14 protein-coding genes and 2 pseudogenes are annotated in these 13,419 nt (G+C 60.4%); all 16 read left to right on the forward strand.

What is annotated here, in order from left to right; genetic code table 11:
• Positions 1-100: 100 nt before the first annotated feature.
• On the forward strand, positions 101-649 hold the full coding sequence (locus IP85_RS02335; protein ID WP_054148059.1) for a DUF1003 domain-containing protein: 549 nt from the start codon (positions 101-103) through the stop codon (positions 647-649).
• 20 nt (positions 650-669) lie between these two features.
• A complete protein-coding gene (locus IP85_RS02340) occupies positions 670-1,563 on the forward strand; it encodes a VOC family protein (protein ID WP_054148060.1) in 894 nt (297 codons plus the stop codon).
• Entirely contained in the window at positions 1,560-2,408 is an 849-nt protein-coding gene (kdsA, locus tag IP85_RS02345; RefSeq protein WP_054148061.1) for a 3-deoxy-8-phosphooctulonate synthase, read from the forward strand. Before IP85_RS02340 ends, kdsA begins: the two co-directional genes overlap by 4 nt.
• Before the next feature lie 214 nt (positions 2,409-2,622).
• A complete protein-coding gene (eno, locus tag IP85_RS02350) occupies positions 2,623-3,897 on the forward strand; it encodes a phosphopyruvate hydratase (RefSeq protein WP_054148062.1) in 1,275 nt (424 codons plus the stop codon).
• Positions 3,898-4,036: 139 nt separating this feature from the next.
• Positions 4,037-4,354 carry a septum formation initiator family protein gene (locus tag IP85_RS02355; protein ID WP_054148063.1) on the forward strand — a complete coding sequence of 106 codons (318 nt, stop codon included), beginning with the start codon at positions 4,037-4,039 and terminating at the stop codon, positions 4,352-4,354.
• 149 nt (positions 4,355-4,503) lie between these two features.
• Positions 4,504-5,550 carry a pyruvate dehydrogenase (acetyl-transferring) E1 component subunit alpha gene (pdhA, locus tag IP85_RS02360; protein WP_054148064.1) on the forward strand — a complete coding sequence of 349 codons (1,047 nt, stop codon included), beginning with the start codon at positions 4,504-4,506 and terminating at the stop codon, positions 5,548-5,550.
• 15 nt (positions 5,551-5,565) lie between these two features.
• Positions 5,566-6,942, forward strand: coding sequence for a pyruvate dehydrogenase complex E1 component subunit beta (locus IP85_RS02365; RefSeq protein WP_054148065.1), 1,377 nt, complete (start codon positions 5,566-5,568; stop codon positions 6,940-6,942).
• A gap of 13 nt (positions 6,943-6,955) precedes the next feature.
• Positions 6,956-8,299 (forward strand): pyruvate dehydrogenase complex dihydrolipoamide acetyltransferase, encoded by a 1,344-nt coding sequence (locus tag IP85_RS02370; RefSeq protein ID WP_054148066.1) that lies wholly within the window; start codon positions 6,956-6,958, stop codon positions 8,297-8,299.
• Between the two features lie 16 nt (positions 8,300-8,315).
• The gene (locus IP85_RS02375) at positions 8,316-8,954 is read left to right on the forward strand and encodes an SGNH/GDSL hydrolase family protein (RefSeq protein ID WP_054148067.1); all 639 of its coding nucleotides are present in this window, start codon (positions 8,316-8,318) and stop codon (positions 8,952-8,954) included.
• 111 nt (positions 8,955-9,065) lie between these two features.
• Positions 9,066-9,332: a YdcH family protein gene (locus tag IP85_RS02380; RefSeq protein ID WP_054148068.1), complete on the forward strand. Its 267-nt coding sequence runs from the start codon at positions 9,066-9,068 to the stop codon at positions 9,330-9,332.
• Between the two features lie 75 nt (positions 9,333-9,407).
• Positions 9,408-10,853, forward strand: coding sequence for a dihydrolipoyl dehydrogenase (lpdA, locus tag IP85_RS02385; RefSeq protein ID WP_054148069.1), 1,446 nt, complete (start codon positions 9,408-9,410; stop codon positions 10,851-10,853).
• Positions 10,854-10,929: 76 nt separating this feature from the next.
• Positions 10,930-11,184 (forward strand): GlsB/YeaQ/YmgE family stress response membrane protein, encoded by a 255-nt coding sequence (locus IP85_RS02390; RefSeq protein WP_054148070.1) that lies wholly within the window; start codon positions 10,930-10,932, stop codon positions 11,182-11,184.
• Positions 11,185-11,224: 40 nt separating this feature from the next.
• Positions 11,225-12,220, forward strand: coding sequence for a lipoyl synthase (lipA, locus tag IP85_RS02395; protein ID WP_054148071.1), 996 nt, complete (start codon positions 11,225-11,227; stop codon positions 12,218-12,220).
• Between the two features lie 27 nt (positions 12,221-12,247).
• Positions 12,248-12,528, forward strand: a pseudogene (locus tag IP85_RS21830) (type II toxin-antitoxin system RelE/ParE family toxin).
• A gap of 8 nt (positions 12,529-12,536) precedes the next feature.
• Positions 12,537-12,833 (forward strand): HigA family addiction module antitoxin, encoded by a 297-nt coding sequence (locus IP85_RS02400; protein ID WP_054148072.1) that lies wholly within the window; start codon positions 12,537-12,539, stop codon positions 12,831-12,833.
• Positions 12,834-12,846: 13 nt separating this feature from the next.
• Positions 12,847-13,416: pseudogene (locus IP85_RS22475) on the forward strand (AAA family ATPase).
• Positions 13,417-13,419 lie beyond the last annotated feature (3 nt).

A 13,419-nucleotide genomic window follows, 5' to 3' on the forward strand; every position in this document is an offset into this window, starting at 1 on the left:
GCGGACAAAGGTCTTGAAACTGTCGGATTTTGGCGTGTTGCAGGGGAGAGTGCAGATCCGCCCCCACACATCAGGCAAACCGCCCTCAAGGATGCTGTAAATGCTGAAGGATATCGAGAAGCTCGTTCTGGGGAAGTCGTCATCCGATCTTTCGTCAGCAGAGCAGAAGGTGCTGAAGCGGGCGCGCGAGCGACGCACGGTGTCGACCAATGCCGGCGAGGACTTTCTGGCTCATGCCACGTTCGGCCAGCGGGTCGCTGATGACATCGCACGGGTCGGTGGTTCCTGGGGTTTCATCATCGGCTTCATGCTGTTTTTGGTCGCCTGGGTCATCCTCAATACGGTGATTCTGGCAACAGGTGCGCTCGATCCTTATCCGTTCATCTTCCTGAACCTGCTCTTGTCGATGCTCGCCGCCATCCAGGCACCCATCATCATGATGAGCCAGAACCGCCAGACCGAGCGGGATCGCTTCATGGCGGCGAAAGACTACGAGATCAATCTCAAGGCAGAGATCGAGGTATTGGCCTTGCACCACAAGATCGACGAGGAGGTGGTGAAAGAGCTGCGCGAGGCGCGCCAGGAGATTTATGCGCTGCGCCAGGCGATCGAGACCCTTTCAAGCAAGGCGCACAATTCTCAAAACTGAAGAATTAATCGAGAGCAAACATGTCCAATCCCATTTCCTCAGCCCGCGCCATCGATCATCTCGTCCTGCCGGTCTTCGAGCTCGAAACCGCCCGCGACAGGCTCGGGCGTCTCGGCTTTACCGTTGCGGCGGATGCCCGCCACCCGTTCGGCACGGAGAATGCCTGTGTGTTCTTCGCTGACGACACCTATCTGGAACCGCTGGCGGTCGGCAGCCGAGAGGACTGTCTGGAAGCAGCGCGCATGGGCAATGTCTTTGTCGCTCGCGATCAGGCCTTTCGCTTTCGACGAGGCGAGGGCCTCTCCGCCATTGTCGTGAAGACGCACGACGCGTTGGCTGACGATTCGCAGTATCGCCAAGACGGCATGAGCGCCGGCCCTGTGCTTGATTTCGCGCGCCAGTTTCGTTTTCCGGATGGGCGGACCGCGGAGGGTTCGTTCCGCCTCGCCTTTGCCGCAGACCTGCGCGCGCCTGATTTCTTCGCCTTCGCCTGTCAGCGCATCAATCCTCTCCCGACCGATCGGGGTCCTCTGCTCGTACATGCCAATGGCGCAGCAGGGATTCGAAGCGTGGTGCTGGTCGAAGAGAACCCGAGCGACTTCCAATATCTGCTGGAAATGGTCCTCGACCAGCGCGATGTCACGGCCCATTCCTTCGGCCTCTCCATCCAGGCCGCCCATACGTCCGTCGATGTCCTGACGCCGGAGGGTTTCCGGCTTCACTTCGGACAGGACGTGGCGGTGTCGGAACGGGGGCTCGTCGGGGCAGCCGTGGTTTTCGCGGTTGATGATCTCGGCGTGACAGAAGCCTGCCTCGCTGCTAAGGGCGTCACCTATCAAAAAACGGGCGCACGCCTCGTCGTCGCGCCGGAAGAGGGGCAGGGTGTTACCTTTGCCTTCGAGGAGTTGAAATGAGCGTGTCCCCCAATTCGGAAGTCATCGTTGGCGAAGGCCCGGCCAAGGCCGTCTTCTCCCAGAAGGGCCGTTTTGCCTTGATCGCTGGTCCCTGCCAGATGGAAAGCCGCGACCATGCCTTCATGATCGCCGGCCAGCTCGTCGAGCTCTGCCGCGAACTCGGGCTCGGTCTCGTTTACAAGTCATCCTTCGACAAGGCGAACCGCACCTCGCTGTCTGCTGAGCGCGGCATTGGCCTGGAAACGGCGATGGAAGTCTTCGCCGACATCAAGAAGGAATTCGGCGTTCCGGTCCTGACCGACATCCACACGGAAGAGCAATGCGCCGCCGTTGCCCCGACTGTTGATATCCTGCAGATCCCGGCCTTCCTCTGCCGCCAGACAGACCTGCTGGTGGCTGCGGCGAAGACCGGTCGGGCGATCAACGTCAAGAAGGGCCAGTTCCTGGCGCCCTGGGACATGAAGAACGTCCTGAACAAGATCACCGGTTCCGGCAATCCGAACGTCCTGCTCTGCGAGCGTGGTGCCTCCTTCGGCTACAACACGCTGGTCTCCGACATGCGCTCGCTGCCGATCATGGCGGCCATGGGCGCACCTGTCGTGTTCGACGCCACCCATTCGGTCCAGCAGCCGGGCGGGCAGGGTGGGTCCTCTGGTGGCCAGCGGGAATTCGTCGAAACGCTGGCTCGTGCAGCTGTTGCCGTCGGTGTCGGTGGCCTCTTCATCGAGACTCATCAGGATCCGGACAACGCACCGTCAGATGGCCCGAACATGGTCAAGATCACGGACATGCGTCGTCTGCTCGAAAAACTCATCGCCTTCGACGACATCGCCAAGGCATCCTGATCGTCCTATCGCGGCGCTTCAATCGGTTGAACCGGAAGCGCCGCAGGTCATCGCCGTTTAAATCGATTAGATTTCGTTCGTTTCGGCTCTGATCCGTCATTGTATTTTCCCGATCATCGGATAAGAGAGGATGACTCAACGGGCGGGTCCGCTGGCTTCTGGCTTGCGATCGGCCTACCGAGCCTTGTCCAATTTCCGTCTACAGGGAGCGAACATGACCGCCATCACCGACATCATCGGCCGCGAGATCCTCGACAGCCGTGGCAACCCGACCGTCGAGGTCGACGTCTATCTCGAAGATGGCAGCATGGGCCGCGCTGCGGTTCCCTCGGGCGCATCGACCGGCGCGCATGAAGCCGTCGAGCTGCGTGACGGTGGTTCGCGCTATCTCGGCAAGGGCGTCGAAAAGGCGGTCGAAGCCGTGAACGGCGAGATCTATGATGCGATCGGCGGTCACGATGCCGAGAACCAGATCCAGATCGACAACCTGATGATCCAGCTCGATGGCACGCCGAACAAGGCGCGCCTCGGCGCCAATGCCATCCTCGGCGTCTCGCTCGCCGTCGCCAAGGCTGCAGCCCAGTCCTCTGGCCTGCCGCTCTACCGTTACGTCGGCGGCCCGAACGCCCATGTCCTGCCGGTTCCGATGATGAACATCATCAATGGCGGCGCGCATGCTGACAACCCGATCGACTTCCAGGAATTCATGATCGTTCCTGTCGGTGCCGACAGCATCCGCGACGCCGTTCGCATGGGTTCGGAAGTCTTCCACACGCTGAAGAAGCAGCTCGCTGCCGACGGCCACAACACGAATGTCGGTGATGAAGGCGGTTTTGCGCCGGGTCTCGCCTCCGCGCCTGCCGCCCTCGACTTTATCATGAAGTCGATCGAGAAGGCCGGCTATCGTCCGGGCGAAGACATGCACATCGCGCTCGACTGTGCCTCGACCGAATTCTTCAAGGACGGCAAGTATGTGCTGGAAGGTGAAGGCCGCACGCTTGAGCCGGAAGCCATGGCCGAATACCTCGCCGAGCTGGCTGCCAAGTACCCGATCTTCTCGATCGAAGACGGTATGGCCGAAGACGACTGGGACGGCTGGAAGGCGCTCACCGACAAGGTCGGCAAGAAGATCCAGCTCGTCGGCGACGATCTCTTCGTCACCAATTCGGCCCGCCTGCGCGACGGCATCAAGATGGGCGTGGCCAACTCCATCCTGGTCAAGGTCAACCAGATCGGTTCGCTGTCGGAAACCCTCGACGCCGTTTCGACCGCGCACCGCGCCGCATACACGGCCGTGATGTCGCACCGCTCGGGCGAAACCGAGGACTCGACGATTGCCGATCTCGCGGTTGCCACCAACTGCGGCCAGATCAAGACGGGCTCGCTGGCCCGCTCTGACCGTACCGCCAAGTACAACCAGCTGATCCGTATCGAGGAAGAACTCGGACCGCAGGCCGTTTACGCAGGCTCGTCGATCCTGCGCGGCTGATCTCGGTCGAATTCCTTCGAAGCCCGTGCCGGTTCCCCGGCGCGGGCTTTTTCTTTTGCGCTGCGATTAGGGTCAACGGTCGGTTAAGATCTGACGGTTACTCTTGCGACAAGTTTCGCGTTTCAGGGCATTTGTCGGCATGTGGACCAGGCATCACAAGAAGAAGAAATACGGCCGTCTCATTCTTCCCGCTATCACCGTCGCTTTCCTGTCCTATTTCGGCTACCATTCCATCCATGGTGATTACGGCCTCAGGGCGGGGCAAGAATTCGAGCGCATCCGGCAGGAGCGCGCATCGGAGCTTGAGGCGCTCGTCGCCCAGCGGACCGTCCTTGAAAAGGATGTCAGTCTCTTGAGTGACGGCTCTCTCGATGAGGATATCATCGACGAAAAGGCGCGTTATCAGCTCAACATGTCGCGTCCGGACGAAATCGTCATCTTCAACACCTATTTCTGATTAACCTGAATTGAGTTAATCGTAAATTTTTTAGTCATTACAGTTGCTTGCGGCGAATGTGAGCCATGCATTTATGGCATTGCCGCCGTCCTCTTTCTTCCCTATTCTGTCCCCAACTCTGGACCATAATAAACCCATGGGAGGGATGCATGGCGCCTCGCAAGCCAGCAGCTGCGAACGGTCGGAAGTCTTCGGCCAAGTCGGCCGGCAAGGAATTCACCGGAAAAAACGCACCCGAATTCGGCGCGGATGAAGAGCTTCACGCCTATCGTGAAATGCTTCTGATCCGCCGTTTCGAAGAGAAGGCCGGCCAGCTTTACGGCATGGGCTTCATCGGGGGCTTCTGTCACCTCTATATCGGCCAGGAAGCGGTCGTTGTCGGCATGCAGATGGCGCAGAAGGAAGGTGATCAGGTCATCACCGCTTATCGCGACCATGGACACATGCTCGCAGCCGGCTTGAGTGCCCGCGGCGTCATGGCCGAGCTCACGGGTCGCCGCAGCGGCCTGTCGAAGGGCAAGGGTGGCTCCATGCACATGTTCTCGAAAGAGAAGCATTTCTATGGTGGCCACGGCATCGTCGGCGCGCAGGTTTCGCTCGGAACCGGTCTTGCATTTGCCAACAAGTATCGCGGCAATGACAATGTTGCTGTTGCCTATTTCGGCGACGGCGCTGCAAACCAGGGCCAGGTCTACGAGAGCTTCAACATGGCTGCCCTTTGGCAGCTGCCGATCATCTACATCGTTGAGAACAACCGTTACGCCATGGGCACCTCGACGGCGCGCGCCACGGCACAGTCGAACTATTCGCTGCGCGGCTCCGGCTTCGGCATTCCCGGCGTCCAGGTTGACGGTATGGATGTGCGCGCGGTGAAGGCAGCCGCCGATGAGGCGCTTGAACATTGCCGCTCCGGCAAGGGTCCGATCATTCTTGAAATGCTGACCTATCGCTATCGCGGCCACTCGATGTCCGACCCGGCGAAGTATCGCTCCAAGGAAGAAGTGCAGAAGATGCGGTCGGAGCAGGATCCGATCGAACAGGTCAAGGCTCGTCTCCTCGAGAATGGCTGGGCCTCAGAAGACCAGCTCAAGGCGATCGACAAGGATGTGCGTGACATTGTCGCGGACAGTGCCGATTTCGCCCAGGCCGATCCGGAGCCGGATGTTTCCGAGCTCTACACCGACATTCTTCTGTAATCGGGGAGGGAACCCATGCCGATCGAAATTTTGATGCCCGCCCTTTCTCCGACAATGGAAGAAGGCACGCTTTCCAAGTGGATCAAGCAGGAAGGCGACACCGTGAAGTCTGGCGACGTGATCGCCGAGATCGAGACCGACAAGGCGACCATGGAAGTGGAAGCCGTCGATGAAGGTGTGCTCGGCAAGTTGCTGATCGCGGCCGGAACCGAGAACGTCAAGGTCAATACGCCGATCGCCGTTCTGCTTCAGGATGGTGAAAGTGCCGATGCGGCACCTGCTCCGAAGGCAGCGCCTGCTGCCGCCGAGCCTGTATCCGCACCGGCAGCTGAAGCGCCTGCTGCTGCGGCCGTTCCGGCTGCTCCGAAGGTTGAAGTCGCTGCCGATCCGGACGTCCCGGCCGGCACCGAAATGGTGACGATGACGGTGCGTGAAGCGCTGCGCGAAGCCATGGCCGAGGAAATGCGCGCCAATCCTGACGTCTTCATCATGGGTGAAGAAGTCGCTGAATATCAGGGCGCCTACAAGATCACGCAGGGGCTTCTGCAGGAATTCGGCGCCCAGCGCGTGGTCGACACCCCGATCACCGAGCATGGCTTTGCCGGTCTCGGCGTTGGTGCGGCAATGGCCGGCCTGAAGCCGATCGTCGAATTCATGACCTTCAACTTCGCCATGCAGGCGATCGACCACATCATCAACTCGGCTGCCAAGACGCTCTACATGTCCGGCGGCCAGATGGGTGCCCCGATCGTCTTCCGTGGTCCGAACGGCGCAGCTGCCCGCGTTGGCGCCCAGCACAGCCAGGACTACGCTGCCTGGTACAGCCAGATCCCGGGCCTGAAGGTCGTGATGCCCTACACGGCGGCTGACGCCAAGGGGCTGCTGAAGGCGGCCATCCGCGATCCGAACCCGGTCATCTTCCTGGAAAACGAAATCCTCTACGGTCACTCCTTCGAAGTGCCGAAGATGGATGACTTCGTCCTGCCGATCGGCAAAGCACGCATCCACAAGACCGGCAAGGACGCGACCATCGTTTCCTTCGGTATCGGCATGACCTATTCGGTCAAGGCCGTCGAGGAGCTGGCGAAGGAAGGCATCGACGTCGAACTGATCGACCTTCGGACCATCCGTCCGATGGACCTGCCGACCGTCATCGAATCCGTCAAGAAGACCGGCCGCCTGGTCACCGTCGAGGAAGGCTATCCGCAGTCCTCCGTCGGCACCGAAATTGCGACCCGCGTCATGCAGCAGGCCTTCGACTATCTCGATGCGCCGATCCTCACGATCGCCGGCAAGGATGTTCCGATGCCTTATGCGGCCAATCTTGAAAAGCTGGCACTGCCGAGCGTTGCCGAAGTCGTTCAGGCCGTCAAAACCGTCTGCTACAAGTAAGGGGGGCAAGGTCATGCCGATCAATATCACCATGCCGGCCCTGTCTCCGACGATGGAAGAGGGCAATCTGGCCAAGTGGCTGGTCAAGGAAGGCGACAAGGTCAAGTCCGGCGACGTGATCGCCGAGATCGAGACCGACAAGGCGACCATGGAAGTGGAAGCCGTCGATGAAGGCATCGTCGCAAAGATCGTTGTTCCCGCCGGCACAGAGGCCGTGAAGGTCAATGCGCTGATCGCGATCCTTGCTGAGGAAGGCGAGGACGTCGCAGCCGCTGCTGCTGCTGGTGGCGGCTCGTCCGCGCCGAAGGCTGAGGCGGCTCCTGCTCCGAAGGCGGAAGCAGCACCTGCGCCCGCCACGGCTGCAGCTGTAGCGCCGGCTCCTGCTGCCGCGTCGGCTGCTCCGGCAGCGTCGAGCGGGGAACGGGTCTTTGCCTCGCCGCTCGCCCGTCGCCTCGCCAAGGAAGCCGGTCTCGACTTGAAGGCAGTCTCTGGCTCCGGTCCGAAGGGCCGCGTCGTCAAGAGCGACGTCGAAAAGGCCGTCAGCACCGGTGGTGCAAAGGCTGCCCCGGCGCCAGCAGCAGCGGCAACTGCCGCAGCTGCCCCGGTTATGGCCAAGGGCGCCTCGGAAGAAGCTGTTCTCAAGAACTTCGCCGAAGGCTCCTACGAGCTCGTGCCGCATGACGGCATGCGCAAGACGATCGCCAAGCGCCTGCAGGAATCCAAACAGACAATTCCGCATTTCTACGTCTCCGTGGATTGCGAACTGGATGCGCTGCTGGCACTTCGTGCCCAGCTCAATGCAGCAGCCCCCGAAAAAGACGGCAAGCCGGCCTACAAGCTCTCGGTCAACGACATGGTGATCAAGGCACTGGCTCTCGCGCTGCGCGACGTGCCAGATGCCAACGTTTCCTGGACCGACACCAACATGGTCAAGCACAAGCATGCCGATGTTGGTGTGGCGGTCTCGATCCCCGGCGGCCTGATCACTCCGATCATCCGCAAGGCGGAGGAAAAGAGCCTGTCCACCATCTCCAACGAGATGAAGGACCTCGGCAAGCGCGCCAAGGACCGCAAGCTGAAGCCCGAGGAATACCAGGGCGGCACGACTGCCGTGTCCAACATGGGCATGATGGGCGTGAAGAGCTTCTCGGCCGTGGTCAACCCGCCGCATGCAACGATCCTTGCGATCGGCGCCGGCGAAGAGCGGGTCGTGGTCAAGAACGGCGAGATGAAGATCGCCAATGTCATGACCGTGACGCTCTCGACCGACCATCGCTGCGTCGATGGCGCGCTCGGGGCCGAACTGCTCGGTGCCTTCAAGCGCTACATCGAAAATCCGATGGGTATGCTGGTCTGAACCGGGGGCGGTTAAGATGAAGACCGTTCTCGCTTACGGCGACAGCCTGACATGGGGATATGACCCGGTGAATCTGGGTCGCCATGCCTATGAGGTCCGCTGGACGAGTGTCTTGCAAAAGGCGCTCGGCCACGGGGTCAGGGTGATCGCCGAGGGCTTGAACGGTCGTACCACCGCCTATGACGATCATCTGGGCGATTGCGAGCGCAACGGAACCAAGCTGCTTCCGACGCTTCTCGCAACGCACAAGCCGATCGATCTTGTGATCATCATGCTGGGGACGAATGACCTCAAGCGGGGCATTCAGGGCACGGCCATCGGCGCGACCAGTGGCGTCAAGCGGCTGGTCAAGCTCGTTCAGAAGCACGACTGGGGTTTCGAGTTCGACGAGCCCGAAATCCTGATCGTCGCGCCGCCGGCGATCCGCGAGACGGCCAATTCGGTGTTCGGCGCCATGTTCAACCACTCGGTGGACGAAGGCGCCATGCTCGCTAGCATGTACCGCGATGCAGCAGACGAATCGGGATGCGCCTTCTTCGACGCAGGATCGGTCGCAGAGACCACGCCGCTCGACGGCATCCATCTCGATGCGGAAAACACCCGTGCGATCGGTCGCGGTGTTGAGCCTGTCGTCCGCATGATGCTTGGACTTTGAAGAAAGACCGCATCCTGCATCCTCTGGCAGGGCGCGTTGATCAAAATCAAGGAGGTCTTGTGCGCTGCGTCTAACTTGTACCCATCAACCCCGACAAGAGGAGATGGGATCATGTCGAACACACCGCACGAACTGGCAGTGGAATTCCCGGAACACGTCGCGCTGATGCGTCATCTGAAGGAAACGGATGGTCATTTCGCGAGATTGTTCGAAACCTATCATGAGGTGAACCGGGCCATCCACCGCGCTGAAACAGACGTCGAGCCTGCAGACGACTTCCATGTCGTGGAAATGCGCAAGAAGCGGATGCAGCTCAAGGATGAAATCTACGGGATGCTGGTTCGTCATGAACCGGAGGCCGAGACACCCGCAGCCTGAGGGTCTCGCTTCCAGTCCCGAAACGGGCCTCCGCCTGAGCGGAGGCTCGCAAGAAACCGAGGAGTGGAAGCACCTATGTCGAACGCTTACGACGTCATCATCATCGGCTCCGGCCCCGGCGGTTACGTCACCGCCATCCGTGCGGCCCAGCTCGGCCTGAAGACCGCGATCGTCGAACGCGAGCATCTGGGCGGCATCTGCCTCAACTGGGGCTGCATCCCGACCAAAGCGCTGCTGCGCTCAGCCGAGATCCTCGACCACGCCAACCACGCCAAGGCCTACGGTCTGACGCTTAACGGCACGATCACTGCCGATGTCAAGGAAGTCGTCGCCCGTTCGCGTGGCGTCTCGGCACGCCTCAACGGTGGAATCGGCTTCCTAATGAAGAAGAACAAGATCGACGTCATCTGGGGCGAGGCCAAGCTTTCGAAGCCCGGCGAAGTGGTCGTCGGCAAGATGTCGAAGCCCGTCGTCGAACCGCAGAACCCGGTTCCGAAGGGTGTGCTGGGTGAGGGCACCTACACCGCCAAGCACATTATCGTTGCGACGGGTGCGCGTCCGCGTGCCCTCCCTGGCATCGAGCCTGATGGCAAGCTGATCTGGACCTATTTCGAAGCGATGAAGCCGGACTTTATGCCGAAGTCTCTGGTCGTCATGGGATCGGGTGCGATCGGTATCGAATTCGCCTCCTTCTATCGCTCGATGGGTGTCGACGTCACCGTTGTCGAGCTGATGGCCAACATCATGCCGGTCGAGGATGTGGAGATTTCCACCTTCGCCCGCAAGCAGCTGGAAAAGCGCGGCCTGAAGATCATTACCGAAGCCAAGGTCTCCAAGGTCGAGAAGGGTGCAAACTCCATCACTGCCCATGTCGAGACCAAGGACGGCAAGATCCAGACCATTACCGCTGACCGCCTGATCTCAGCCGTCGGCGTCCAGGGCAATATCGAGAACCTCGGCCTCGAAGCGCTGGGTGTGAAGACCGATCGCGGCTGCATCGTCATCGATGGCTATGGCAAGACGAACGTGCCGGGCCTCTACGCGATCGGCGACGTCGCCGGTCCGCCGATGCTCGCCCACAAGGCAGAGCATGAAGGCGTCATCTGCATTGAGAAGATCGCCGGTGTTCCGGGTGTGCATCCGATGGACAAGGCCAAGATCCCGGGCTGCACCTATTGCAACCCGCAGGTCGCTTCTGTCGGCCTGACGGAAGCCAAGGCGAAGGCTGAGGGCCGCGACATCCGCGTCGGCCGCTATTCCTTTGCCGCCAACGGCAAGGCCATCGCGCTCGGCGAAGACCAGGGCATGATCAAGACCATTTTCGACAAAAAGACCGGTGAACTCCTCGGCGCCCACATGGTCGGTGCGGAAGTCACCGAACTCATCCAGGGCTTCGTTGTCGCGATGAACCTTGAGACCACGGAAGAAGAGCTGATGCACACGATCTTCCCGCACCCGACCCTGTCGGAAATGATGAAGGAAAGTGTGCTCGACGCCTATGGCCGGGTGCTGAACGCCTGAAGTAAGGTTGTGAAACGGGACCTCGCCGCCTATATGGGCGGCAGGTTCCAAATTGACGATCCAAAGGGAGTTCGACGTGGCAGGGTTTGAAGTCGGCATTATCGCGACGATCTTCTTCGGCGGCCTCGCTGGCTGGCTTGCCGGCAAGCTGATGGACATGCGCTTTGGCGTCTTCATGAACATCGTGATTGGCATTGTCGGCGCGGCAATCGCAGCGGCGATCTTCCGTCGCCTCGGCATCTTTGTCGAGGGTGACTGGCTCGGATACCTTATCACCAGTTTCGTTGGCGCCAGCCTCCTTCTCTTCATTGCCCGGCTTGTCCGGCGGTAATCTCGATTAGCCGCACCAGCGGCGGGATAGGGTTTTGACCATGGTCACCATTCTCGACAGGACCAATCTTTCGAACGCGGCACCCCTGGCGCCTGCAGACGAAAAGCGTGTGCGCCATCCGGAAAAGGCCCACAAGCCCGACACCGAGGTATTGCGCAAGCCGGAATGGATCCGCGTCAAGGCGCCGACATCCAAGGGCTATCACGAGACCCGCGAGCTCGTCCGCTCCCACAAGCTGGTAACGGTCTGCGAAGAAGCCGGCTGCCCGAATATCGGCGAGTGCTGGGACAAGAAGCACGCGACCTTCATGATCATGGGCGAGATCTGCACCCGCGCCTGCGCCTTCTGCAATGTCGCGACCGGCAAGCCCAACCCGCTCGATCTTGACGAGCCCGCCAATGTGGCCAAAGCCGTCCGCCAGATGGGTCTGCAGCACGTTGTCATCACCTCCGTCGACCGTGACGACTTGGCTGATGGCGGCGCCGAACATTTCGAGAAGGTGATCTGGGCGATCCGCGAAGCATCGCCCGAGACGACGATCGAGATCCTCACCCCTGACTTCCTCAAGAAGCCTGGTGCCCTTGAGCGAGTCGTCGCGGCCAAGCCCGACGTCTTCAACCACAACATGGAAACCGTGCCGGGCAACTATCTGACGGTCCGTCCCGGCGCCCGCTATTTCCATTCCGTTCGCCTGCTTCAGCGGGTGAAGGAACTCGACCCGACCATGTTCACCAAGTCCGGAATCATGGTCGGCCTCGGCGAAGAGCGCAACGAAGTGCTGCAGTTGATGGACGACCTGCGTTCTGCCGACGTCGACTTCCTGACCATCGGCCAGTACCTCCAGCCGACCCGCAAGCACCACAAGGTCGAGCGCTTCGTCACGCCAGAAGAGTTCAAGTCCTACGAGGACATCGCCTACACCAAGGGCTTCCTGATGGTCTCGTCGAGCCCGCTGACCCGCTCGTCGCATCATGCCGGCGATGACTTTGCCCGGCTGAAGGCGGCGCGGGAGAAGCTGCAATTGGTTCGGGCCTAGGCTGCCTCTGTCGGTTTGGGTGAAATCATGATACGAGATTTCAAAGACAAACTGACGGAGCAGCTTTTCAGAACATCGAACGTCCGAGGATTTCCGCCAGACGTAACCGAGCGTGCCCGGCGAAAGCTGATGGCGATCCACGCAGCTCATGTCGTTTCGGATTTGCGCGTGCACCGAGCAATCGGCTTGAAGCGCTCAAGGGAAATCGCGAGGGACAGCATTCGATCCGCATCAATGATCAGTGGCGGATCTGCTTCCGATGGGCCAACGGGGACGCGTTTGATGTCGAAGTGTGCGACTATCACTGAGGTGCGCAATGCTGCATGTGACTGAAGAACCAATCCATCCCGGTTGCGTGTTGTTTGACGACTTCATCGCTGACTTCGGCCTGACATTTGACCAGGTTGCCGCTGACACCGGTATCGAAAGGGCTGCGCTCGACGGCCTGCAATATGGCCATGGTGCGATAACGGCCGAAATTGCTCTGCGGCTGGCCCGCTATTTTTCGACCACACCGGAGTTCTGGCTCAATCTTCAGCGCACCTACGACCTCGCCCTGGCCAGCAAAACAGCGACCGGGATCGACCAGATCAGGCCTGTTGCGGCAGCTTGACGGACTGCTCCAAATGCGTGAATTGGAGCCGTTTAGTGCTGCTGCACAAGCCCTGCGCCAAGCCCGCCGCATCTGCGTGATTGGATCGTCTGGCAGCGGAAAAAGCACTCTGTCGCAGAAGCTCGCGAGCGCTCTGGGCCTGAGCTATGTATCCCTGGACAGGGATGTGCGCTGGCTGCCCGGTTGGCAGGAGCGTAGCAGGTAGGAGCAGCGTGAGCGACTGGGCGCCTTTGTCAACGGCGACGGCTGGGTCATCGACGGCAGTGGTTCGTCATCATTCGATATCAGGCTGCCGCGCACAGATCTCATCCTTTGGTTGCGAATTCCCCGATGGAGATGTCTGCTGGGCGTTGCAAAGAGGGTTTGTCGTTTCAGGGGTACGGTACGGCCGGATATGGCGGAAGGCTGCCCCGAGCCCTTGCCCGATCGCGATTTCCTCTCTTACATCTGGAATTTTGGGCGTCGCTATGCCCCGCGGATCATCCAGGAAATCGAGCGTCACGGACCGAACGTGCCGGTCGTGACCCTGAAATCCCATGGCGAAATGGCGCACCTGCTTGATCTTGCGGGGCTTCCTCATTAAGTC

Origin of the sequence: Rhizobium sp. AAP116 (genome assembly GCF_001295785.1) — a bacterium.
Taxonomy (GTDB): Bacteria; Pseudomonadota; Alphaproteobacteria; order Rhizobiales; family Rhizobiaceae; genus Allorhizobium.